We start from the raw sequence: 22,517 nt of genomic DNA, 5'->3' as shown, positions 1-22,517 counted from the left end.
GGCTCAGTCGAACAGCTCGAGCTGTTCGTGGCGCCCGCGCAGGTCGATCAGGCGCACGCCGATGCCGATCAGCCGCACCGGCTTGTCACCCCGGGCGAAGGCGGCGCCCAGCAGGAGCCGGTAGCTCTCCAGGTCGAGGCCGGCGCCCGCCTGCTCCAGGGTGGTCTGGGTGAAGTCGTGAAACTTCAGTTTGACGAAGGGCTTGTCCGCCCGGTAGCTGCTGTCCAGGCGCGCCCGCCGCTGGTTCAGGGTCTCGTACAGCTCCGGTAGTTGCGCCAGGCACGCCGACAGGTTCGGCAGATCCTGTTCGTAGGTGTTCTCCACGCTCACCGACTGCCGACGGCTGTCCACCTGGACCGGGCGCTCGTCGAGGCCCCGGGCCAGGTTCCACAGCCGTTCGCCGAAGCTGCCGAATTCCCGCAGCAGCGCCCGCTTGTCCCAGTCCCGCAGGTCCGCGCAGGTGCGGATGCCCTGGCGCCCCAGCTTGTCGGCGGTGACCTTGCCGACCCCGTGGAGCTTGTTCACCGGCAGGGCGGCGACGAAGGCGTCCACCTCGTCCGGCTTGATCACGAACAGGCCGTTGGGCTTGCGCCAGTCGCTGGCGATCTTGGCCAGGAACTTGTTGGGCGCCACCCCCGCCGACACGGTGATCTGCAGCGCCTCCCAGACCCGGCGGCGGATGTCCTGGGCGATGCGGGTGGCGCTTCCGGCAAAATGCGGGGTGGCGGTGACGTCGAGGAACGCTTCGTCCAGGGACAGCGGCTCGATCACCTCGGTGTAGTCGCGGAAGATGCCCTGCACGTCCCGCGACACCGCCTTGTACACCTCCATCCGCGGCCGCACGATCAGCAGGTCCGGGCACAGCTTGAGGGCATGGCGCGAGGACATGGCCGAACGCACCCCGTAGGCCCGCGCCTCGTAGTTGCAGGTGGCGATCACCCCGCGCCGCTCGGCCGCCCCGCCCACTGCCAGCGGCCGGTTCGCCAGGCGCGGGTCGTCGCGCATTTCGATGGCGGCGTAGAAGCAGTCGCAGTCGATGTGGATGATCTTTCGCTGAGTCATGGCGCCCCGGACGGATCGCCGGCGACCCGAACGACGGGCCGGCGCGGCGCGAGCGGCCATCATAGCCGGTGCGCCCCGTCGCAGCGACGGCGCAAGGCTCGGCACGCCGCACGTCCTTCCGGCAAGAGCCTTTCACCGGCAGGCCCGGCTCCAGGGGCAGGCGCGACCTCAGGCGAGCCCAAGCCCCTGCAGCCCCCGGCGCCCTACCACCAGCAGCAGGAGCAATACGCTGGGGTAGAAGGTCAGGGCGAACCCCAGGGCGCGGTGCCCGGCACCGGCGGCGTAGCCGCGCCAGAACAGAACCCGCCCCAGGAGGAACAGCAGCACCGCCACCGGCACGGCGCCCTGCCAGTGTGCCGGCATGCTTGCCGCCCACACCCCATGGGTGCCAACGGCCAGGACGGCTTGCTCCAGGGTGTTCTGCAGCAGGGCCTGGTAGCGGCGCACCCGATCCGTGCCAGCCGCAAGGCCGCTGCCCTCGATGTCCTCCGGCGTAAAAAAGCGATGGCGGGCGACCCAGGCGATGTTGCCGGCCACGCACGCCATCACCAGGATGTCCCACGCCAACGCATGCCCCAGCTCGTCTCCCAGCGCAGGCAACACCGCCTGAGGGGGCCACATAATGACCGCGCCCACCGCCAGCAGGGAGATTCCCAGCGCCTGCAACATGCCGCGCAGGACGCCTCGCTGTACCTCGCTCAGCCTCATGCTTCTTTCCCTCCGAGATAGGCTTGGCAGCCTGGAAGACGCGCATTCCATTCGTCCAGCGCAATGGTCTGCTCCGACAGGCGGCATCGATAAGCGTGAAACTGGTTCGCGACCTTCTGTCAAAACAGCCATGAACGTTTCGAACTCACATGATCAGCGCTTCGCCGCTTTCCGCTTCGTGACCCACGGTCTCTCGTTGGCCGAGCATATTCATGTGCGCATCGAACCCACCGGCGGCACCATGGTTGAGATGGTGCTGTACAAGAAGGACAAGACCCTGCGTTTCCTGGTCCCCCAGGTGAAACTCAATGACGCGGTGGAGTTGCGCCGGGTGATTCTGAAGATGAGCCAGGCGCCAGACATCGACGACGATTATCAACCCACCCTGAGCAAGATCACCGAACCGCCGATCAACGACCCGGTGTTCTGACCCCGCCTTTCCCTCTTCCCACTCACCCCGCTCGCCGTTTCCAGGAAACTAAACAGGCGCCGGGGGCTCCTAGGTTCTGTCCGACAATCCCCCTCCGTGTTCATCGACCCTGCCGATGGACGATGAGGGCGGTCGCCGCTTCCGATTTGCCGCTGATGGCGCCCCGCCGCAGCCACCTTCCTCCCCAGGGGTTATACCTTTGAACAACGACGCCACCCGCCTTCACGACACCCACCTGCCCGCCGCCGCTCCGGAACGCACCCTGCTGGTAGTGGAGGACGACGCCAGCATCCGCATGCTGCTGGTGGAGATGCTGGGAGAGCTGGGCTACCGGATCGTCGAGAGCGCCAACGCCTTCGAAGCGTTGCAGGTCCTGGAAAGCGACGACCCCATCCACCTGATGATTACCGACATCGGCATGCGTGGCATGAACGGCATGGTACTGGCGGAGACCGCGCGCCAGCTGCGCCAGGACCTGCCGGTACTGTTCATCACCGGCCACGCCCATGACGGCGACATCGTCAACCGGCAGTTCGGCAATGGCACCGAGATCATCTTCAAGCCGTTCAACCTGGACACCCTGGCGGAAAAGCTGCGCGGCATGCTCAGGCGCTGATCGGCCGTACCTCTCTGCCTCGCAGGGGTTTGAACTCCTCACCCGCCGCCGCTTCTCACTAAGAGACAAGCCCCGCCTTTCTGGCCGGGTGCCATAACAACGAAGCGGAGAAGCCTCATGAACGTGATAATCGACGCCCCCAGCGATACCTGCACCTTCGTGACCGATGACGTGCGGCACACCGGCACGCTGTCCACCCTGGTGGTCACCACCGATCCGGAACGCCGTATGTCCGTGGTGGACGTACAGGGCACCCGGATCCACATCAGCGAACAGGACGCGCAGCAACTGATCGGCGCCGGCGCCAAAGACGATCGCTTCAACGTGGTCACGGACGATCCGGATAGCTGACACCCGGTCAGCGCCTCTCGTTCGGTAAATGTCTGATGAGAAATCAGTTTTTGCAGAAAAGTGTTGACGTGAGTTTTTTTGGCGCTAGAATGCCGACCCACAGACGCGGGATGGAGCAGTCTGGTAGCTCGTCGGGCTCATAACCCGAAGGTCGTCGGTTCAAATCCGGCTCCCGCAACCAACCCTGTTGGCTCGTTCTCGAACCAACGCAGAAAGACCCGCCTAGTGCGGGTTTTTTTGTGCCTGCCGATTCGTATCGCCCTGTCGTGAGGCGGAATCGAAGGCCATGACTGTACGGGGTGTTGCAGTCATCCTCGCCCAGTACGCCATTGCCGCCAGGCGCTTCCTCGTATAAGTCGCACAGCCATCCGAGCGGCGCTGCCCGCAACGGCCTGTCACGGCGTGGCCCCTTTCCAAATTGCACGCGCGCGCTTCGTTTGAGGCGGCGCCCGGTGTCGTGCCGGCTCCTCTACACAGGGCGAGCGCTTGGATTGGACTCGCCCACACCGCCTGTTTTCGACCTCAGCGCTCCCGCCAGCGCTGGGCAGCGTCTAGGTCACTGGCCCGCCCTTCCACCCACCGCGCCCCGTCCGGCGTGGTTTCCTTCTTCCAGAACGGCGCCCGGGTCTTCAACTGGTCCATGATGAACGCGCAGGCCTCGAAGGCCGCCTGGCGATGGGCACTGGCGACGCCGACGAACACGATGGGCTCGCCCGGCTGCAGCGCGCCGACCCGGTGCAGCACCTCGACCCGCAGCAGGGGCCAGCGTTGTTGCGCGTCGTCGGCGATGGCCCCCAGGGCCTTCTCCGTCATGCCGGGATAATGCTCGAGGAACAGCCCGGAGACGTCCCGGCCGTCGTTGAAATCACGGACATAGCCGACGAACCCCACCACCGCGCCGATTCCCACCTGGGCGGCATGCAGGGCGTTCAGTTCGGCCCCGGGATCGAAGGCGGCGGGCTGGACGCGGATGGTCATGTCAGCCTCCGGTCACAGTAGGGAAGAAGGCAATCTCGTCGCCCTCCGCCAGGGCCGTGTCCAGGGCGCACAGTTCCTGGTTGCGCGCGCACATCAGGTTGGCGTCGGCCAGTACCTCCCAGGCGCCGCCACGGGCCAACAGGCGCCGACGGACATCGTCCAGGCAGCGCCAGCCCGGCTCCCAGGCCAGTTGTTCGCCGTCCAGCCCCAAGGCCTCGCGGTAGCGGGCGAAATACTGCACGCGGATCATGCGCCCTCCTCCGCCTGGTAGTCGCCGCTCTTGCCGCCGCGTTTCTCCAGCACTCGAATGCCTTCGATGACCATGCCCCGGTCCACCGCCTTGCACATGTCGTACAGCGTCAGCGCGGCAACGCTGGCGGCGGTGAGGGCCTCCATCTCAACGCCGGTCTGCCCGGCCAGCTTGCAGCGGGCGACGATGCGCACACGGTCTTCGCCATCGGCCTCCAGCTCCACGCGGATGCCGGTGAGCAGCAGCGGGTGGCACAGGGGGATCAGGTCGTGGGTCTTCTTCGCCGCCTGGATGCCGGCGATACGGGCCACGGCGAACACGTCTCCCTTGGGATGGCCGCCCTGCTGGATCAGCCTGAGGGTCTCCGGCCGCATGCGCACCCGGGCTTCCGCCACGGCCTCGCGGGAAGTGGTCGCCTTGTCGGTGACGTCGACCATGTTGGCACGGCCTTGGGAATCGAGATGGGTCAGCACAGCTATCCTCCGCGCGGGCTGGAACGCCCGTCCGGGGATTGTATACAGGCCGCTCGGCCTGCGCCCAGCGAAGGGATTCGTGGCATGCCGAGTGCCCGCTCGACGAGGCACTTTCCCCGATAGGCCCCTTGCGAAACGAGAAGACACCGGCTCCGATGCCCAGGGGTCCGCCCAGGACGAGGGCGCTCGGACCCTCGGCAGCCGGCGCGCTGGAAAAAACGGGGCGCCACCGAGAACGACGGGCAGCGCCCCAAACCCGCTACATGTGAGCCTCAGCGTATTCCGCCAGCACCGAGCGCGGCACGCCCTGCAGGGTCACATGGACCCCGTGGGGGAAGTCCTTGAAGCGCTCGGTGAGGTAGGTCAACCCGGAGCTGGGTGCCGACAGGTAAGGCGTGTCGATCTGCGCCAGGTTACCCAGGCAGATCACCTTCGACCCGCTGCCCGCCCGGGTGATGATGGTCTTCATCTGGTGCGGCGTGAGGTTCTGGCACTCGTCGATGAGGATCAGGCTCTGCTGGAAGCTGCGCCCGCGGATGTAGTTGAGGGATTTGAACTGCAGGGGGACCTTCTGCAGGATGTAGTCGACGCTGCCATGGGTATTTTCGTCATCCATGTGCAGCGCCTCCAGGTTGTCGGTGATGGCGCCCAGCCAGGGCTCCATTTTCTCCGCCTCGGTGCCCGGCAGGAAGCCGATGTCCTGGTCCAGCCCCTGCACGCTGCGGGTGGCGATGATGCGCCGGTAGCGCTTGCTGACCATGGTCTGCTCGATGGCCGCGGCCAGGGCCAGAATGGTCTTGCCGGACCCCGCCGCGCCGGTCAGGTTGACCAGGTGGATGTCCGGGTCCAGCAGCGCGAAAAGCGCCAGCGCCTGGTAGATGTCCCGCGGCCGCAGGCCCCAGGCCTCCTGGTGCAGCAGTGGCTCCTGGTGCAGGTCGAGGATCAGCAGTTCGCTGTCGCGGATGCCCTTCACCCAGCCGACGAACCCCTGGTTGTCGATGATGAACTCGTTGAGGTGAATCGCCGGCAGGTTGTCGGTGAGCTGCACCCGGTGCCAGGTCCGGCCCAGGTCCTGGCGCGTCTCCACCTTGGCGACCCGCTCCCAGAACGAGCCGCTCAGGGCATGGTAGCCCCGGGACAACAGGCTGACGTCGTCCACCAGCTGATCGGTGTGGTAGTCCTCCGCGGCGATCCCGCAGGCACGCGCCTTCAGGCGCATGTTGATGTCCTTGGTCACCAGCACCACGCGCTCGCCGGGAAAGCGGCTGCGCAGTTCCACCAGCTGGTTGATGATCTTGTTGTCGTTGAGGTGCTCCGGCAGCCAGGTGATGGGTTCGGCGCGCTTGCTCATGAGGATGGACAGGCTGCCGCAGGGGCCGCTCTTGCCGCGCTGGATCGGCACGCCCTGCTCGACGTTCTCCGGCTCGGCCTCCCCCAGGACCTGATCGATCAGGCGGATCGCCTGACGGCACTCGGCGGCGACGCTGTGCTTGGACGACTTGAGGGCATCGAGTTCTTCCAGCACGGTCATCGGGATGGCGACATGGTGCTCCTGGAAATTCAGCAAGGCGTTGGGGTCGTGGATCAGAACGTTGGTGTCGAGCACGTACAGCGTGGGCTGGGTGGATCTGGCGCGTCCTTGATCGTCCATACGAGGTCACCTTCTTATAGGAGCTGGCGACGGAATGCCGGACGGCGCTCCGCCACGCGGTGTTCCCGGCGGGAGGCGGATACCCGGCGGGTCACGAGACGGCACGAGCTCCAAAGGGACGCTTCGTTGCCGGCGCTTGAACCGGACAGCACGGAGGCGGCAGGGCCGCTTCCTGTCTGCAGGTTTCAGCGGTCTCGCTCTGGTAATACAGTAAAAAAGATGACGAAAAAAAGTAATTTTTGTCGGGGTCGCGGTTTTTTTATCGGTACGACGAATCACCTTGGCGCCCACCGGCGCGACGGCTAGGGTTAGGAGTCGTATCGACTTGGTTTCGCAGCGGGCGCTCACGCGCCGCCCGCCCGATGCTTCGCCCCTCCTTCCGTTCCCGCCTTGCCTGGCCTCACGCCAACGCCAACCGTCTCTTGGCCCCGCACGCGCTTCCCAGCGTTCCGCCAGGACAGGCGCTCGCGCAGCCCCTGGCCATCAGGCCCTGCCCCAAGCATGTGTGCCCCGGCTTTTTTCTGCGATAGCCGGGCGTTAGCGCCTACAATCGCCCGCAACGATTTGCTGGAGACCGCTCGATGCTGATGGTGATTTCCCCCGCCAAGACCCTCGACTACGACACCCCGCCGACCACCGCCCGCCACACCCTCCCCGAGCATCTGGACGTCGCCGCCGAGCTGGTGGAGCAGTTACGCGGCCTAACACCGGCGCAACTGGGCGAGCTGATGCACCTCTCCGACAAGCTGGCCGGCCTGAATGCCGCCCGCTACGGCAGCTGGACCCGGGCCTTCACGCCGGACAACGCCAAGCAGGCGCTGCTGGCCTTCAAGGGCGACGTCTACACCGGCATGCAGGCCGACACCTTCGACGAAGCCGACCTGGACTTCGCCCAGCGCCACCTGCGAATCCTCTCCGGCCTCTATGGCGTGCTGCGGCCCCTCGACCTGATGCAGCCGTACCGCCTGGAAATGGGTACGCGCCTGGCCACGCCCCGGGGCAAGGACCTTTACGGGTTCTGGGACGACCGCATCACCCGCTGGATCGACGAAGCGGTGAGCGAACAAGGCGACGGCGTGCTGCTCAACCTCGCGTCCAACGAATACTTCGGGGCGATCCGCCGTGGCTCGCTGAACGCCCGGGTGATCGATACGGAATTCCGCGACCGCAAGGGCGACCAGTACAAGATCGTCAGCTTCTTCGCCAAGAAGGCCCGCGGCCTGATGGCGCGTTTCGTGATCCGCGAGCGGCTCACCGATCCGGAGGGCCTGAAGGCCTTCGACCTGGACGGTTACCGCTACGCCGCCGAACGCTCTTCCCCGCAGAAACTGGTATTCCTGCGCGACACACACGCATGATTCGTTAGTTGCCCGACAACTTCCAACTCTCCCCTTATTACGCATTCCGGGAGGGATGCGTAGTTCCTTTATATATTGTCCTACAGTCCGGCACATGAACTTGCCGGATAATGGCCTTATCACATCACCCTCTTCTTAGTCTGTTTGGAGACTAAGTTCCCGCTGATATCAAACCGCAACCATGCAGGCGAATCACAAAAACTGTGCGCCAATGCAAAAACAGGACGAACGGTTTGAACTAACGTTTTTCAGCAGACTCCTAAAGCCCGGAACGAGATTACTTCGCGCTTTCATTGTTGGGTGATTTCAAACTGCCTTTATATTCGAAGTTACATTCGAGGACGTTTGTCAGACTAAGGAAAGCAAACTGCAACCTAGGAGAAACATTGGAAAACTGACCTTTCGATCCAGAATTCCCGGGACAGAGCCCTCCGCTCTCTCCGCGCAACATTCTAAGGGCACGCGTTAATTACAAGCCCACTCAGGTACTTTAATTCAAGTGCCCCACTATTCCTCATGCCTGCGCCTGCCAACTTATTACGCCAATAAGTTTGCCGGGCTGAACGGATGTGGCCGTTAAACGCCACTTAATTTCAAGAGTACCAACGGAAGAGGTGAATGCGATGCGTATCAGCATCTTTGGTCTGGGCTATGTCGGTGCCGTATGCGCCGGTTGTCTGTCGGCACGCGGTCACGATGTCGTGGGCGTGGATATTTCCGCGAACAAGATCGATCTGATCAATCAAGGTAAATCGCCGATCGTCGAACCCGGCCTGGAAGAACTCCTGCAACAGGGGCTTCGCACCGGCAAACTGCGTGGCACCACCGATGTGGCCGCCGCAGTCCGCGACACCGATGTTTCGTTCATCTGCGTCGGCACTCCCAGCAAGAAGAACGGCGACCTGGACCTGGATTACATCGAGTCGGTCTGCCGCGAGATCGGCTTCGTCCTGCGCGACAAGCAGGAACGCCACACCGTGGTAGTGCGCAGCACCGTCCTGCCGGGTACCGCGAAGAACGTGGTGATTCCGATCCTCGAGGATTGCTCCGGCAAGCGCGCCGGCATCGACTTCGGCGTGGCGGTGAACCCCGAGTTCCTCCGCGAAAGCACCGCGATCAACGACTACGACTACCCGCCGATGACCGTCATCGGGGAGTCCGATACCGCGGCCGGTGACGTGCTGGCGGCCATCTACAGCGAACTCGACGCGCCGATCATCCGCAAGGAGATCGAAGTGGCCGAGATGATCAAGTACACCTGCAACGTCTGGCACGCCACCAAGGTCACCTTCGCCAACGAGATCGGCAACATCGCCAAGGCGGTGGGGGTCGACGGCCGCGAAGTGATGGACGTGATCTGCCAGGACCACAAGCTCAACCTGTCCAAGTACTACATGCGCCCCGGCTTCGCCTTCGGCGGCTCCTGCCTGCCCAAGGACGTGCGTGCCCTGACCTACCGCGCCGGCCAGCTGGACGTGGAATCGCCCCTGCTGGGCTCGTTGATGCGCAGCAACTCGGCCCAGGTGCAGAAGGCCTTCGACATCATCTCCAGCCACGAGAAACGCAAGGTTGCCCTGCTCGGCCTGAGCTTCAAGGCCGGCACCGACGACCTGCGCGAAAGCCCCCTGGTGGAGTTGGCGGAAATGCTCATCGGCAAGGGCTTCGACCTGAGCATCTACGACCGCAACGTGGAATACGCACGGGTCTACGGCGCCAACAAGGACTACATCGAATCGAAGATCCCCCATGTCTCCTCGCTGCTCAACAGCGACCTGACCAAGGTGATCGACGACGCCGACATCATCGTGCTGGGCAACAGCGACGAGCAATTCGCCTCGCTGGCCCACGACGCGCCGCACGGCAAGCAGATCGTCGACCTGGTGGGCTTCATGCCGCGCGCCTCCATCCAGGGCGCCGAAGGCATCTGCTGGTAACCCAGGCTTCCCGCCTTTAGCCGAACGTCCGGGCGCGCCCTCGCGGCGCGCCCGGTTTCGGACGAACACGACGGATACGGTTATGCACACGCTGAAGTCCGGCCTCAACGAGGCTGCAGGTTGGCTGTTCTATCTCATCTTGCTGATGCTGCTGGCGCTTGCGCTGCCCCGGACGATCTTCGACCCGGACTCGAAGAACTTCATCTTCCTGATCGGCATCGTCGGCATCTGGCGCTATTCCATGGGGGCCATGCACTTCCTGCGCGGGACCCTGTTCCTCTACGTCGTCTACCCCTATTACCGGCGCAAGCTGCGCAAGCTCGGCTCGGCCGCGGACCCGTCCCAGGTGTTCCTGCTGGTCACCAGCTTCCGCATCGACGCCCTGACCACGTCCATGGTGTATCGCTCGGTGATCCAGGAAGCGATCGCCTGCGGCTACCCGACCACCGTGGTCTGCTCCATCGTCGAGCTGTCCGACGAACTCCTGATCAAGAGCCAGTGGAGCAAGCTGAACCCGCCGGAACGGGTCAAGCTGGACTTCGTGCGCATCCCCGGCACCGGCAAGCGCGACGGCCTGGCCTACGGCTTCCGCGCCATCTCCCGGCAGCTGCCGAACGCCGACGCGGTGGTGGCGGTGGTCGACGGCGACACCGTGCTGGCCGAGGGCGTGGTGAAGAAAACCGTGCCCTGGTTCAAGCTGTTCCCCAACGTGGGCGGCCTGACCACCAACGAATTCTGCGAAGTGCGCGGCAGCTACATCATGAGCGAGTGGCACAAGCTGCGTTTCGCCCAGCGCCACATCAACATGTGCTCCATGGCCCTGTCCAAGCGCGTGCTGACCATGACCGGGCGCATGTCGGTGTTCCGCGCCTCGGTGGTCACCGACCCGGAATTCATCACCGACGTCGAAAGCGACTTCCTCGAGCACTGGCGCCTGGGTCGCTTCCAGTTCCTCACCGGCGACGACAAGTCCAGCTGGTTCAGCCTGATGCGCCTGGGCTACGACACCTTCTACGTGCCCGATGCCGCCATCAACACCGTGGAGCACCCGCCGGAGAAGAGCTTCATCAAGGCCAGCCGCAAGCTGATGTTCCGCTGGTACGGCAACAACCTGCGGCAGAACTCCCGGGCCCTGCGCCTGGGGCCGAAGCGCATGGGCTGGTTCACCACCCTGGTGCTGTTCGACCAGCGCGTGTCGATGTGGACCTGCCTGCTGGGCCTGGCGGTGGCGATCATCGCCAGCTTCAAGTACAGCCTGGCGTTCCTGCTGATGTACCTGCTGTGGATCGGCATCACCCGCCTGATCCTCACCCTGCTGCTGAGCGTGTCGGGCCACCGCATCGGGCCGGCCTACCCGCTGATTCTCTATTACAACCAGATCGTCGGCGCGCTGGTGAAGATCTACGTCTTCTTCCGCCTCGACCAGCAGTCCTGGACCCGCCAGAACACCAAGCTCGACCGTGGACTGGCCAGCTTCACCCAGCGTTTCAACACCTGGTCTTCCCGTGCCATGACCTTTTCCGCATCCAGCGTCTTCATCGCCGCGCTGCTGGCGCTGGTGTGAGCCATAACTCGAACAGGAACCCCAAACCATGAACACAGCCGTCAACGTCAACGTGGTGCACGAAGCCGAAGCCCAGCGCCAGCATGCCCGGGTACGCATCCCGGCCAAGGTGGTCTACCCCGGCGCCAACCGCGAGCCCATCGAGCGCACCATCCGCGACCTGTCCGCCGGTGGCTTCAGCTTCGACATGGGCAAGCTGGAAGCCCGGGTCGGCGAATTCCACCAGGGCCGCCTGCAGTTCCTGCTGGACGGCATGGAGCTGGGGGTCGACGTTGAATTCCAGGTGCGCGCCGTGGACACCGCCAACGGCCGCGCCGGCTGCCAGTTCCACAACCTGCGCCCGCGGGAGATCGCCACCCTGCGCTACCTGATCAGCGCCCACCTGAGCGGTGAGATGGTCAGCGTCGGCGACCTGCTCAACACCCTGCAGCGGGAAAACTTCACCAAGCCGCGTAAGCATGCCGGGGGCGGCATGGACGCCTTCGGCCGGTTCCGCGCGGTGGGCTTCAGCCTCGGTATCTTCGTGGTCGGCGTGGCGGCCTTCGCCTACATCCTCAAGTCGGTCTACGGCCTGTACTTCGTCACTCACGCCGAATCGGCCCAGGTCAGCGTGCCGGGCATGCAGGTCACCATGCCGCGGGAAGGCACCGTGCAGAGCCTGGTGCCCATGGGCGGCATCGTCGAGAAGGGCGCACCCATCGCCTCCTTCTCCGCCACCATGCTGGAAATGCTCAAGGGCCACCTGACCGAGGAGCAGCTGGACCCGGACAACGTCGAGCAGCTGTTCGGCCGGCAGATGAAAGGCACCCTCACCAGCCCCTGCACCTGCAAGGTGAGCCAGCAGCTGGTCGCCGATGGCCAGTTCGCCAGCAAGGGCGCGGTGATCTTCGACCTGGTGCCCCAGGACGTGCAGCCCACCGTGGAGGCGCGCTTCGCCTACACCGACTTCGCCCAGGCCACCCCGGGCACCCGGGTCAGCTTCCAGGTGGCCGGCGAGGACGAGCCGCGCTACGGCAAGATCGCCAGCACCAACCTGCAGAACGGCGGCCTGTCCTCGGACATCCGCGTGGTGATCCAGCCGGAAACCGCCCTGGACAACGGCCTCGCCGGCCAGCCGGTGGAAGTGCGCATCGACCACGGCCCGTCCCTCGGCTGGATGGTCAACAAGGCACTGGCTGCGGCGCGCTGAGGGAGACTGGCCAGTGATCGACACTCGACCCCGCCTGCTCCTGCTCGCCGTGGCCATCGGCCTGGCCGGCTGCAGCGGCCTGCCCGACCAGCGCCTGGCCAACGAGGCGCTCAAGCGTGGCGACACCGCCACCGCCGAGCGCAACTACCGCCAGCTCGCCGACCTCGGCTACGTCAACGCCCAGGTCGGCCTGGCCGACCTGCAGGTGGCCAGTGGCGACCCGGAGCAACTGCGCGAAGCCGAACGCACCTACCGCCGCGCCCTGGACGAATCGCCCCGGGCCAAGGCCCGCCTGGGCCGGCTGCTGGCGGCCAAGCCCGGCGCCAGCGCCGACGAGCGCCGCGAGGCCGGTCAGCTGCTGGAAGCCTCCTTCGCCGAAGGCGAGCAGAACAGCCTGATGCCCCTGGTGATGCTCTATATGCAGTACCCGCAGGACTTCCCGGGCCTCGACGTGCAGGCGCGCATCTCCGCCTGGCGCGCCGCCGGCTACGCCCAGGCCGACCTGGCCCAGGTGGTGTACTACCGGACCCAGGGCACCTACGACCAGCACCTGGGCGAGATCGAAGGCATCTGCGAGAAGGCTCTGAGCCAGGCGGACGTCTGCTACCTCGAACTGGCCACCGTCTACCAGAAGCGCGCCAAGTCCGACGACGCCCAGGCCGTGGAGAAGCGCGACGCCCTGCTGGAACGCATGATGGCCGGCTACCGCAGCGGCAACGTGCCGGCCCAGCGGGTGGACTCGGTGGCGATGGTGCTGGCCGACGCCGAGATCGGCAAGCCGGACGAGAACACCGCGCAGAAGCTCCTGGAAGAGATCGCCCCCCAGTACCCGGCGTCCTGGGTCAGCCTGGCCCGGTTGCTCTACGAGTACCCGGCCCTGGGCGACACCGACAAGATGATGGAGTACCTGGACAAGGGCCGCGCCGCCGCGCAGCCGCGCGCCGAGCTGCTGCTGGGCAAGCTCTACTACGAAGGCAAGCTGGTGCCCCAGGACCCGCAGAAGGCGGTCGAGCACCTGCTCAAGGCGGCGCCCACCGAGCCCAACGCCAACTACTTCCTGGGCCAGATCTACATGCGCGGCTTCCTCGGCGACATCGATCCCCAGAAGGCCCTGGACTACCTGCTGACCGCCGCCCGCGCCGGCATGGTCAACGCCGACTTCGCCCTGGCGCAGCTGTTCTCCCAGGGCAAGGGCTTCGTGCCCAACCCGGTCAACGCCTATGTCTTCAGCCAGCTGGCGTTGCCGAAGAACACGCCCCAGTCCCTCGAACTGGCGCAGCAGATCGACCAGCAGCTGCCGCCCGCGGACCGCCCCCGGGCCGAAACCCTGCTGCGCGAAGAGCGGCAGCTGCGCGGTAACGCGTGGCAGACCTCGCCCGCGCTGCAAGCCATGCAGACACAGCAGTAGGACGCACGATGACTCTGAAACATTGGATCGGCACCGGCCTCGGCCTCGGCATCTCGCTCCTGGCGAGCACCCCGCTGCAGGCGGCGAATGCGCCCGACAAGAACTTCGGCCTGGACCTCAAGTTCACCGGTCAGTCCGAGGACGACCGTGACCTGGGCACCCGCGACGGCGGCGACGTGAACGGCTTCGGTATCGACCTGCGGCCGTGGATCTTCGGCCAGCGTGGCCAGTGGAGCGCCTTCGCCATGGGCCAGGCGGTCGCCGCCACCGACATCGTCGAGACCGACACCATCGAGTCCGGCGACATCGAGGCCGACTCGGACCAGGGCGACAGCCGCGAGCCGGACAAGAGCTACCTGGCCATGCGCGAGTTCTGGGTCGACTACGCCGGCCTGACCCCCTACCCCGGCGAGCACCTGCGCTTCGGCCGCCAGCGCCTGCGCAGCCAGGAAGGCACCTGGTGGGACACCAACATCGAGGCGCTTAACTGGACCTTCGACACCACCCTGCTGCGGGCCAACCTGGGCGCCGCCGAGCGTTTCAGCGACTACCGCACCGACCTGGACGAACTCTCGCCCCGGGACAAGGACCGCCAGCACCTGTTCGGCAGCGTGGGCACCCAGTGGTCCCCGGGCCACTGGGTCGGCATGAAGCTCCACCACAGCCACGACAGCGGCAGCCTGCCGCGGGTCGGCGAGCAGGTCGACGAGCTGAGCAAGACCTACACCGGCGACCTCACCTGGCTCGGCCTGGAAGCCGACGGTGACTTCTTCAACACCCGCTCGCGCCAGCCCCTCAACTACTGGGCGCAGCTCACCTGGCTCACCGGCCAGACCGACGCCATCAGCCAGGGCGTGGTGGACGACCGCCGGGTCGCCACCGGCCGCCACGATGGCGACGTCGATGCCTGGGCGGTGGATCTGGGCCTGCGCTGGAACATCGACGACCAGTGGAAGGTCGGCGGCGCCTACGCCCGTGGCAGCGGCGGCGGCGACGAGGACAAGTCCAAGCAGTTCGTGCAGACCGGCCTGGAGAGCAACCGCTCCAGCTTCACCGGCGTCGAGTCGCGCCTGCACCGCTTCGGCGAGGCGTTCCGCGGCGAGCTGAGCAACCTGCAGGTCGCCACCGCGTTCGGTTCCTGGAAGCTGCGCGAGGACTACGACGCCAGCCTGGTCTACCACCGCTTCTGGCGCCTCGACGGCGACCAGGACGTGGGCGCCAGCGGCATCAACGCCCCGCTGCAGGACGGCGACAAGGACCTGGGCCAGGAAGTCGACCTGGTGGTGACCAAGTACTTCAAGCAGGGCCTGCTGCCGGCCTCCATGAGCCAGCACTTCGACGACAGCTCGGCCCTGGTGCGTTTCCGCGGCGGTGTGTTCAAGCCGGGCGACGCCTACGGCAGCCAGGCGGACTCGCTGATGCACCGTGCCTTCGTCGATCTCATCTGGCGCTTCTGATGCGTCCGTCGCCCAAGGGAGGAACCGCGATGAAACCTCGCATCGGTAATGGCCTGCTGTACGGCGGCCTGCTGCTCGGCGCCCTGACCCTGGTGCCCCAGAGCCAGGCGGACGAAGTGGCCAAGGAACTCAAGCCGGCGAAGAACTACACGGTGACCAGCGCCCCCACCGAGGAGCTGGAAATACCGCCGCCGGTCCTGCCCGACCTGAGCGGCTACACCCGCGCGGCCGCCCTGGCGAAGATTCCCCAGCACCAGGGGCAAGGCCGCATCGCGGTGCGGCGCATGCTCCAGCAGGACGCCCTGAAGGACTTCATCGGCGGCGACGAGCGCCTGCGCGAGTGGGTGACCCGCCAGCACGGCATGCCCCAGGCGATCTTCATCGAGGGCGGCCGGGTGAGCCTGGCCGACCTCGCCCGCCAGCTGCCCAAGGAGCAGTTCGCCGAGAGCGAGCCCGGGGTGTTCATCGCCCGCCTGCCGGTGGTGGTGGCCCAGGGCGCGACTCTGGTGGTGGACAAGCAGGTCAAGGAATTCCGCCTGTCCCAGGAGCGCGGCGCGTTCCTGGTCAACGACGGCCTGCTGTTCCTGGTGGACACCAAGCTGACCGGCTGGCGCGAGGGCGACAACGCCACGGCGACATTCCGCCGGCCCGACGAGTTCCGGCCGTTCCTGGTGTCCTGGGGCGGCAGCCAGCTGTACATCGTCGACAGCCAGGTGGCCAGCCTCGGCTACAGCAACAGCAAGTCCTACGGCGTCAGCGTCACCCAGTACACCCCCGGCATGCACGAGCGCCTCAAGCGCCCGGCACCCACCGGCTGGCTGCTGGGCTCGGAGTTCGTCGACATCTGGTACGGCTTCTACTGCTACGAAGCGGCCAACGTGGTGATCAAGGGCAACACCTACCGCGACAACGTCGTCTACGGCATCGATCCCCACGACCGCTCCCACGGGCTGATCATCGCCGACAACACCGTCTACGGCACCAAGAAGAAGCACGGGATCATCATCTCCCGTGAGGTCAACGACAGCTGGATCATCAACAACCGGTCCTATGACAACAAGCTCTCGGGCATCGTCATCGACCGCAACAGCGTCAACAATCTGGTGGCCTACAACGAGGTGTACCGCAACCACGCCGACGGCATCACCCTCTACGAGAGCCCCAACAACCTGCTGTGGGGCAACCAGATCTTCAACAACACCCGCCACGGCATCCGCGTACGCAACAGCGTGAATATCCGCCTGTACGAGAACGTCGCCGCGGCCAACCAACTGACGGGCATCTACGGCCACATCAAGGACCTGTCCGACACCGACCGGGACATCCGCCTCGACCCCTTCGACACCGAGGTCTCGATGATCGTGGTCGGCGGCAAGCTCGCCGCCAACGGCTCCTCGCCGCTGGCCATCGACTCGCCGCTCAGCGTGGAGCTGTACCGGGTGGAAATGCTGGCGCCGACCAAGAGCTCCGGCATCAGCTTCGCCGGGGTGCTCGGCGACAACCAGGAACAGATTCTCGACATGATGGTGCGCCGCAAGCAGGCGGTGCTCATCGACCCCATAGACAGCCAGGTCGAAATGCAGGACTGAGGAGCCGGAACACCTATGCACGCATTTTTCCTCAAACGCCTCGCCGCTTCGGTATCCGGCGCAGCCCTGGGTGCGACCCTCGGCGCCGGTCTGCTGGCAGCCAGCAGCGGAGTGCACGCCGAGCCGGTCTACCAGGTGCAGCGCACCGGGCCGCTGTGCGCCACCGCCCAGGACCCGAACGTCTACAACACCAAGTACCTGAGCTTCTTCGCCAGCCTGGTGCAGGCCCAGGGCGACTGGCTGTTCCGGACCCGCTACGACCTGCGTACCGACTTCGGCACTACCCCCTACGGCTACAGCGAGTTCAAGCGCCTGCGCGATGCCCTCAAGCGCAAGGGCGTCGAGCTGATGGTGGTCTACCAGCCGACCCGCGGCCTGGTGAACCGGGAGAAGCTCACCCCGGAAGAGAAGCAGAAATTCAACTACGACCTGGCCCGCAAGAACTACCTGAAGACGGTCGAGGACTTCCGCAAGACCGGCATCTGGGTCACCGACCTGTCGCCGCTGTTCGACGAGAAGAACGTCGACACCGCCTACTACTTCCAGGCCGACCACCACTGGACGCCCATGGGCGCGGACCGCACCGCCAAGCTGGTGGCCGAGACCCTCAAGCAGGTGCCGGGCTTCTCCGACATCCCGAAGAAGGAGTTCGCCAGCAAGCGGACCGGCCTGCTGCCCAAGGCCGGCACCCTGCACAAGACCGCCGCCCAGCTGTGCGGCACCAGCTACCCGATCCAGTACGTCGACCGCTACGAGACCGAGCCGGTGGGCGAGGCCAGCGGCGACAGCCTGTTCGGCGACGACTCCGATCCGCAGATCACCCTGGTGGGCACCAGTAACAGCGGCCCGGCCTACAACTTCGGCGGCTTCCTCGAACAGCACACCGGCGCCCAAGTGCTGAACATGGCGGTCAGCGGCGGCGGCTTCGACAGCGCCATCCTGCAGTACATGACCAGCAAGGAATTCCACGACCACCCGCCGAAGATCCTCATCTGGGAATTCGCCACCCACTACGACATGGCGCAGAAGAGCTTCTACCGCCAGGCGGTGCCGCTGGTGGACAACGGCTGCGTCGGCCGCGAGGCGACCCTGAAGAACAAGGTCACCCTGCGCAAGGGCGGCCCCACCGAAGTTCTGGTGAACGGCAAGGGCCAGAACAAGGTGCTGGACCTGCGCGGCGGCGACTACCAGGTGGACCTGACCTTCAGCGACCCCACCGTGCACGAGGCCAAGGCCACCATCTGGTACCTCAACGGCCGCCGCGAGAACTTCAAGATCGAGCAGAGCGACCGGGTCGACACCGGGGGCCGCTACGTCTTCGAGCTGCGCAACGACGAGGACTGGGTCGACCTGAACATGCTGGCCCTGGAGATCGAGGGGCCGGAGGACGCCTCCCCCAGCCTCAGCGTCCAGGCCACCCTCTGCAAACGCCCTGACGCCGGCAGCCACGCGCTGACCGCCCAGGCCGAGTGAGGAGAACCATCATGCGCACCGCCATCCCCCTGCTGCTCCCCTGCCTGTTCGGCGGCCTGCTCTGGGCCGGCTCGGCCTCCGCCGGGCTGGTGCCGCCCACCGGCTACTACCACAAGGTGGACGTCCGGGCGGAGAAGAAGGCCGGTGAGAAGGCGGAGAAGCTGGCCACCCAGGCCTGCCCCTCCGCACCCAAGCCCTACACCGGCAAGCTGGAGTTCCGCAGCAAGTACGAAGGCTCCGACAAGGCCCGGGCGACCCTCAACACCAAGGCCGAGAAGGCCTTCCGCGACGAGACCCAGGACATCACCCAACTGGAGCGTGGCGTCAGCAAGATGGTCACCCAGTACATGCGCACCGGCGACACCCAGCAGCTGGATTGCGGGCTGCAGTGGATGGGCGAATGGGCCCAGGCCGGCGCATTGCTGAGCAGCGACTTCAACCACACCGGCATGTCCATGCGCAAATGGGCCCTGGGCACCCTGTCCTCGTCCTACCTGCGCCTGAAGTATTCCGAGTCGCAGCCCCTGGCCAGCCGCCAACAGCAGGCCACGCTCATCGAGGGCTGGTTCGCCAAGCTCGCCGACCAAGTGGTGCAGGACTGGGGCGACCTGCCCCTGAAGAAGGTCAACAACCACAGCTACTGGGCGGCCTGGTCGGTGATGGCCACCTCCGTGGTGCTGGACCGCCGCGACCTGTTCGACTGGTCGGTGCAGCAGTTCCGCACCGCCGCCGCCCAAGTGGACACCGACGGCTACCTGCCCAACGAACTCAAGCGCCGCCAGCGCGCCCTCGCCTACCACAACTACGCCCTGCCGCCCCTGGTGATGATCGCCGCGTTCGCCCAGGCCAACGGCGTCGACCTGCGCGGCGAGAACCACGAGGCGCTCAAGCGCCTCGCCGAGCGGGTCATCGAGGGCGTCGAGGACCAGGACGACTTCGACAAGAAGGCCGGCCAGGACCAGGACATGGACGACCTGAAGATCAAGAACAAATACGCCTGGCTGGAGCCCTACTGCACCCTCTACGCCTGCAGCGACGACTTCCGCGCGCGCAAGCGCGCCATGGAACCCTTCAATTCGTTCCGCCTGGGCGGCGCCGTCACCCAGGTGTTCGAGTCGGCGGACGCGAAGAAGGACGCGAAGAAGAAGGACGGCTGATCCGGCCGCCCCGAACGGGGCGGTCCCCTGACCGCGCACAGACGCGGCGGGACGAACTCTTGCGTGACCCGGGGAGAAAACGGCGGGCCTGAAGGCCCGGTAACTTGGCGTTTAATGGAGAAACGCGGATGGTCTTTTCATCCAACGTGTTCCTGTTCCTGTTCCTGCCGATCTTTCTCGGCTTGTACTACTTGAGCGGAACCCGCTACCGCAACCTGCTGCTGCTGGTGGCCAGCTACATTTTCTACGCCTGGTGGCGCATCGATTTCCTCGGCCTGTTCGCCGCGGTGACCCTGTACAACTACTGGATCGGGCTACGCATCGGCGCCGCCGGCGTGCGCAGCAAGACCGGCCAGCGCTGGCTGCTGGCCGGCGTGGTGGTCGACCTCTGCGTGCTGGGCTACTTCAAGTACGCCAACTTCGGGGTGGACAGCTTCAACGTGCTGGTCAGCCACTTCGGCGTCGAGCCGTTCATCATCACCCACATCCTGTTGCCGATCGGGATCTCGTTCTACATCTTCGAGTCCATCAGCTACATCATCGACGTGTACCGCGGCGACACCCCGGCCACCCGCAACCTGATCGACTTCGCGGCCTTCGTGGCGATCTTCCCGCACCTCATCGCCGGCCCGGTGCTGCGCTTCCGCGACCTGGTGGACCAGTTCAACCACCGCACCCACACCCTGGAGAAGTTCTCCGAGGGTTGCACCCGCTTCATGCAGGGCTTCATCAAGAAGGTGTTCATCGCCGACAGCATCGCGCCCATCGCCGACCACTGTTTCGCGCTGTCCGACCCCACCACCGGCGACGCCTGGCTGGGGGCCCTGGCCTACACCGCGCAGCTGTATTTCGATTTCTCCGGCTACAGCGACATGGCCATCGGCCTTGGCCTGATGATGGGCTTCCGCTTCATGGAGAACTTCAACCAGCCCTACATCAGCCAGTCCATCACCGAGTTCTGGCGGCGCTGGCACATCAGCCTGTCCACTTGGCTGCGGGACTACCTGTACATCAGCCTGGGCGGCAACCGCGGCAGCACCTTCCAGACCTACCGCAACCTGTTCCTGACCATGCTGCTGGGCGGCCTGTGGCACGGCGCCAACTTCACTTTCATCATCTGGGGCGCCTGGCACGGCGCCTGGCTGGCCATCGAGCGCGCCCTGGGCGTCGACGCCGCGCCCAAGCGCCTGCGCCCCTGGCGCTGGGCCTTCACCTTCCTGCTGGTGGTGGTGGGCTGGGTGATCTTCCGCGCCGAGAACGTCCACGTGGCCCTGCGCATGTACAGCGCCATGTTCAGCTTCGGCGACTGGCACCTGTCCGAGCTGAACAGTGCCCAGCTCACCAGTCTGCAGGTGGCCACCCTGGCCCTGGCCTATGGCGTGATGGCGGTGTGCGGCGTGCTGCAGTTCTACTCCCGCCCCCTCACCGGCGCGCCCAAGGCCCGCGCCACCGACGTGGAAGCCAATGGCCCGGCCACCGCCCAGCCGCGCACGCCGCGGGAAGTGGACGCCGACCCGGCGGCCATCGCCTACGCCCCCAGCGGCGCCCTGGTCTACCAGCAGGCCTGGATTTCCCAGTTGCCGGTCCTGGCGACCCGCGTCGCCCTGCTCCTGTTGTTCGCCGCCTCGGTGCTGAAGCTGTCGGCGCAAAGCTTCTCGCCCTTCCTCTACTTCCAGTTCTGAGGTGTCGATCATGAGCAGAACCCAGCACCTGATCTACGTCGTGGCCTTCTCCGCCCTGCTGCTGGCGCTGAGCCTGTGGTCCCTGAAGGGGCTCTACGGCTTCTCCCCGGCCGAGGGCACCAGCGTCCTGGACGGCAAACTCGCCCAGGCGGTGGAGAAGCACTACGACGCGGAATTCCCGGTGAAGCGCTTCGGCACCAACGTCTGGGCCGCGGTGGACTACACCCTGTTCGGCGAAGGCCGCCCCGGCGTGCTGATCGGCGAGAAAGGCTGGCTGTACTCCGACGAGGAGTTCAAGCCGGTGGCCGACGCCGCCAGCCACCAGCGGGACAACCTCGCGCTGATCCAGGGCGTGCGCGACGAGTTGGCCAAGCGCGACATCCAGCTGGTGATGGCGATCATCCCGGCGAAGACCCGCCTGTACCCGGAATACGCCGGCGACAACCGCCCCACCGAGCAGTACCGCAGCCTCTACCAGCAGTTCCGCGGCACCGTGCGCGGCGCCGGCATCCTCGCCCCCGACCTGCTCGGCCCGCTGGAAGAGGCCAAGAAGCAGGGCGAGGTGTTCCTGCGCACCGACACCCACTGGACGCCCCTGGGTGCCGAAGTGGCGGCCCGCGAGCTGAGCGAGAGCGTGCAGCAAGCGGTATCGCTGCGCGGCACGCCGCAGCGGTTCGTCACCGAGGCGGTGGCGGTGCAGACCCACAAGGGCGACCTCACCACCTTCCTGCCCATGGACCCGCTGTTCGACGAGCTGATGCCCGCCCAGGAACAGCTGCAGCAGCGCGAGACCCGCGCCGCGGACGACGCCGCCAGCGGCGACGACGCGCTGTTCGCCGAGGCCGAGATCCCGGTGGCCCTGGTGGGCACCAGCTACAGCGCCAACCCCAAGTGGAATTTCGCCGGCGCCCTGCGCCAGTCGCTGCAGCGCGACCTGAGCAACCACGCCGAGGACGGCCACGGGCCGATCCTGCCGATGCTCAAGTACCTGCAGAGCGACGAGATCAAGGACAACCCGCCGCAACTGGTGATCTGGGAATTCCCCGAGCGCTACCTGCCCATGGCCTACGACCTGAGCGGGTTCGACCCGGCCTGGATCGCCCAGCTGAAGGCCGGTGCAGGCAACGAACGTCTGGTCAGCAACCTGACCGGCAAGGCTGGCACACCCGCACGGTGATGCCCTTACG

Annotated in this window: 20 protein-coding genes and 1 tRNA gene; 15 read left to right on the top strand and 6 right to left on the bottom strand. The window is 65.9% G+C overall.

The window, feature by feature from the left end:
* Positions 1 to 3: 3 nt before the first annotated feature.
* The gene (gene dinB, locus FM069_RS07475) at positions 4 to 1,062 is read right to left on the bottom strand and encodes a DNA polymerase IV (RefSeq protein ID WP_143487667.1); all 1,059 of its coding nucleotides are present in this window, start codon (positions 1,060 to 1,062) and stop codon (positions 4 to 6) included.
* Between the two features lie 168 nt (positions 1,063 to 1,230).
* Positions 1,231 to 1,770 carry an MAPEG family protein gene (locus FM069_RS07470; RefSeq protein ID WP_143487666.1) on the bottom strand — a complete coding sequence of 180 codons (540 nt, stop codon included), beginning with the start codon at positions 1,768 to 1,770 and terminating at the stop codon, positions 1,231 to 1,233.
* A gap of 130 nt (positions 1,771 to 1,900) precedes the next feature.
* Between FM069_RS07470 and FM069_RS07465 the strand changes: the two genes are divergently transcribed.
* The 4 genes from FM069_RS07465 (at position 1,901) to FM069_RS07450 (ending at position 3,348) form a co-directional block, all read left to right on the top strand.
* Positions 1,901 to 2,200, top strand: coding sequence for a hypothetical protein (locus FM069_RS07465; protein WP_143487665.1), 300 nt, complete (start codon positions 1,901 to 1,903; stop codon positions 2,198 to 2,200).
* Positions 2,201 to 2,399: 199 nt separating this feature from the next.
* Entirely contained in the window at positions 2,400 to 2,816 is a 417-nt protein-coding gene (locus tag FM069_RS07460) for a response regulator (RefSeq protein WP_233281998.1), read from the top strand.
* 117 nt (positions 2,817 to 2,933) lie between these two features.
* A complete protein-coding gene (locus FM069_RS07455) occupies positions 2,934 to 3,167 on the top strand; it encodes a DUF3203 family protein (protein ID WP_143487663.1) in 234 nt (77 codons plus the stop codon).
* Between the two features lie 104 nt (positions 3,168 to 3,271).
* Positions 3,272 to 3,348, top strand: a tRNA-Met gene (locus tag FM069_RS07450).
* 341 nt (positions 3,349 to 3,689) lie between these two features.
* On the opposite strand, the gene moaE is transcribed toward FM069_RS07450, so the two are convergent.
* The 4 genes from moaE to FM069_RS07430 all read right to left on the bottom strand — a co-directional run bounded on the left by moaE (position 3,690) and on the right by FM069_RS07430 (position 6,519).
* Complete coding sequence (moaE, locus tag FM069_RS07445; protein WP_143487662.1) at positions 3,690 to 4,145, bottom strand: molybdopterin synthase catalytic subunit MoaE; 456 nt, start codon at positions 4,143 to 4,145, stop codon at positions 3,690 to 3,692.
* A gap of 1 nt (position 4,146) precedes the next feature.
* Positions 4,147 to 4,395, bottom strand: a complete 249-nt coding sequence (locus FM069_RS07440; RefSeq protein WP_143487661.1) for a MoaD/ThiS family protein — start codon at positions 4,393 to 4,395, stop codon at positions 4,147 to 4,149.
* Complete coding sequence (gene moaC, locus FM069_RS07435) at positions 4,392 to 4,868, bottom strand: cyclic pyranopterin monophosphate synthase MoaC (RefSeq protein WP_143487660.1); 477 nt, start codon at positions 4,866 to 4,868, stop codon at positions 4,392 to 4,394. The genes FM069_RS07440 and moaC overlap by 4 nt, the downstream gene beginning before the upstream one ends.
* A gap of 259 nt (positions 4,869 to 5,127) precedes the next feature.
* Complete coding sequence (locus tag FM069_RS07430; RefSeq protein ID WP_143487659.1) at positions 5,128 to 6,519, bottom strand: PhoH family protein; 1,392 nt, start codon at positions 6,517 to 6,519, stop codon at positions 5,128 to 5,130.
* Between the two features lie 581 nt (positions 6,520 to 7,100).
* Here FM069_RS07430 and yaaA point away from each other — a divergent pair.
* From yaaA to FM069_RS07375, 11 genes are all read left to right on the top strand, one after another.
* Positions 7,101 to 7,877, top strand: a complete 777-nt coding sequence (gene yaaA / locus FM069_RS07425; RefSeq protein ID WP_143487658.1) for a peroxide stress protein YaaA — start codon at positions 7,101 to 7,103, stop codon at positions 7,875 to 7,877.
* A gap of 623 nt (positions 7,878 to 8,500) precedes the next feature.
* Positions 8,501 to 9,811 carry a GDP-mannose 6-dehydrogenase gene (gene algD, locus FM069_RS07420; RefSeq protein ID WP_143487657.1) on the top strand — a complete coding sequence of 437 codons (1,311 nt, stop codon included), beginning with the start codon at positions 8,501 to 8,503 and terminating at the stop codon, positions 9,809 to 9,811.
* Positions 9,812 to 9,893: 82 nt separating this feature from the next.
* Positions 9,894 to 11,375 carry a mannuronan synthase gene (alg8, locus tag FM069_RS07415; RefSeq protein ID WP_143487656.1) on the top strand — a complete coding sequence of 494 codons (1,482 nt, stop codon included), beginning with the start codon at positions 9,894 to 9,896 and terminating at the stop codon, positions 11,373 to 11,375.
* A 28-nt stretch (positions 11,376 to 11,403) separates the two neighbouring features.
* Positions 11,404 to 12,564: a PilZ domain-containing protein gene (locus tag FM069_RS07410; RefSeq protein WP_143487655.1), complete on the top strand. Its 1,161-nt coding sequence runs from the start codon at positions 11,404 to 11,406 to the stop codon at positions 12,562 to 12,564.
* Positions 12,565 to 12,577: 13 nt separating this feature from the next.
* Positions 12,578 to 13,972, top strand: a complete 1,395-nt coding sequence (gene algK, locus FM069_RS07405; protein WP_143487654.1) for an alginate biosynthesis TPR repeat lipoprotein AlgK — start codon at positions 12,578 to 12,580, stop codon at positions 13,970 to 13,972.
* Positions 13,973 to 13,980: 8 nt separating this feature from the next.
* Complete coding sequence (locus FM069_RS07400) at positions 13,981 to 15,429, top strand: alginate export family protein (RefSeq protein ID WP_143487653.1); 1,449 nt, start codon at positions 13,981 to 13,983, stop codon at positions 15,427 to 15,429.
* Positions 15,430 to 15,458: 29 nt separating this feature from the next.
* A complete protein-coding gene (gene algG, locus FM069_RS07395) occupies positions 15,459 to 17,018 on the top strand; it encodes a mannuronan 5-epimerase AlgG (RefSeq protein ID WP_143487652.1) in 1,560 nt (519 codons plus the stop codon).
* A 15-nt stretch (positions 17,019 to 17,033) separates the two neighbouring features.
* Positions 17,034 to 18,491, top strand: coding sequence for an alginate O-acetyltransferase (locus FM069_RS07390; RefSeq protein ID WP_143487651.1), 1,458 nt, complete (start codon positions 17,034 to 17,036; stop codon positions 18,489 to 18,491).
* A gap of 11 nt (positions 18,492 to 18,502) precedes the next feature.
* Positions 18,503 to 19,648 carry a mannuronate-specific alginate lyase gene (locus tag FM069_RS07385; RefSeq protein WP_143487650.1) on the top strand — a complete coding sequence of 382 codons (1,146 nt, stop codon included), beginning with the start codon at positions 18,503 to 18,505 and terminating at the stop codon, positions 19,646 to 19,648.
* Positions 19,649 to 19,776: 128 nt separating this feature from the next.
* Positions 19,777 to 21,330: an MBOAT family O-acyltransferase gene (locus tag FM069_RS07380; protein WP_143487649.1), complete on the top strand. Its 1,554-nt coding sequence runs from the start codon at positions 19,777 to 19,779 to the stop codon at positions 21,328 to 21,330.
* Positions 21,331 to 21,340: 10 nt separating this feature from the next.
* Positions 21,341 to 22,507, top strand: a complete 1,167-nt coding sequence (locus tag FM069_RS07375; protein WP_143487648.1) for an alginate O-acetyltransferase — start codon at positions 21,341 to 21,343, stop codon at positions 22,505 to 22,507.
* The last annotated feature ends 10 nt before the right edge of the window (positions 22,508 to 22,517 follow it).

This window comes from Pseudomonas mangiferae (assembly GCF_007109405.1).
Lineage (GTDB): Bacteria > Pseudomonadota > Gammaproteobacteria > Pseudomonadales > Pseudomonadaceae > Pseudomonas_T > Pseudomonas_T mangiferae.
The sequence above is the reverse complement of the archived record's forward strand: the minus strand, read 5'-3'. Positions and strand labels throughout refer to the sequence as shown.

Excerpts from the sequence above, each read along its gene's own strand:
- FM069_RS07385 (WP_143487650.1), top strand. The coding sequence starts at position 18,503 with ATGCGCACCGCCATCCCCCTGCTGCTCCCCTGCCTGTTCGGCGGCCTG.
- FM069_RS07400 (WP_143487653.1), top strand. The coding sequence starts at position 13,981 with ATGACTCTGAAACATTGGATCGGCACCGGCCTCGGCCTCGGCATCTCG.
- dinB (WP_143487667.1), bottom strand. The coding sequence starts at position 1,062 with ATGACTCAGCGAAAGATCATCCACATCGACTGCGACTGCTTCTACGCC.
- algD (WP_143487657.1), top strand. The coding sequence starts at position 8,501 with ATGCGTATCAGCATCTTTGGTCTGGGCTATGTCGGTGCCGTATGCGCC.
- FM069_RS07380 (WP_143487649.1), top strand. The coding sequence starts at position 19,777 with ATGGTCTTTTCATCCAACGTGTTCCTGTTCCTGTTCCTGCCGATCTTT.
- FM069_RS07470 (WP_143487666.1), bottom strand. The coding sequence starts at position 1,770 with ATGAGGCTGAGCGAGGTACAGCGAGGCGTCCTGCGCGGCATGTTGCAG.
- FM069_RS07455 (WP_143487663.1), top strand. The coding sequence starts at position 2,934 with ATGAACGTGATAATCGACGCCCCCAGCGATACCTGCACCTTCGTGACC.
- algG (WP_143487652.1), top strand. The coding sequence starts at position 15,459 with ATGAAACCTCGCATCGGTAATGGCCTGCTGTACGGCGGCCTGCTGCTC.
- FM069_RS07390 (WP_143487651.1), top strand. The coding sequence starts at position 17,034 with ATGCACGCATTTTTCCTCAAACGCCTCGCCGCTTCGGTATCCGGCGCA.
- moaE (WP_143487662.1), bottom strand. The coding sequence starts at position 4,145 with ATGACCATCCGCGTCCAGCCCGCCGCCTTCGATCCCGGGGCCGAACTG.
- FM069_RS07410 (WP_143487655.1), top strand. The coding sequence starts at position 11,404 with ATGAACACAGCCGTCAACGTCAACGTGGTGCACGAAGCCGAAGCCCAG.
- FM069_RS07440 (WP_143487661.1), bottom strand. The coding sequence starts at position 4,395 with ATGATCCGCGTGCAGTATTTCGCCCGCTACCGCGAGGCCTTGGGGCTG.
- yaaA (WP_143487658.1), top strand. The coding sequence starts at position 7,101 with ATGCTGATGGTGATTTCCCCCGCCAAGACCCTCGACTACGACACCCCG.
- FM069_RS07375 (WP_143487648.1), top strand. The coding sequence starts at position 21,341 with ATGAGCAGAACCCAGCACCTGATCTACGTCGTGGCCTTCTCCGCCCTG.
- FM069_RS07465 (WP_143487665.1), top strand. The coding sequence starts at position 1,901 with ATGAACGTTTCGAACTCACATGATCAGCGCTTCGCCGCTTTCCGCTTC.
- alg8 (WP_143487656.1), top strand. The coding sequence starts at position 9,894 with ATGCACACGCTGAAGTCCGGCCTCAACGAGGCTGCAGGTTGGCTGTTC.
- FM069_RS07430 (WP_143487659.1), bottom strand. The coding sequence starts at position 6,519 with ATGGACGATCAAGGACGCGCCAGATCCACCCAGCCCACGCTGTACGTG.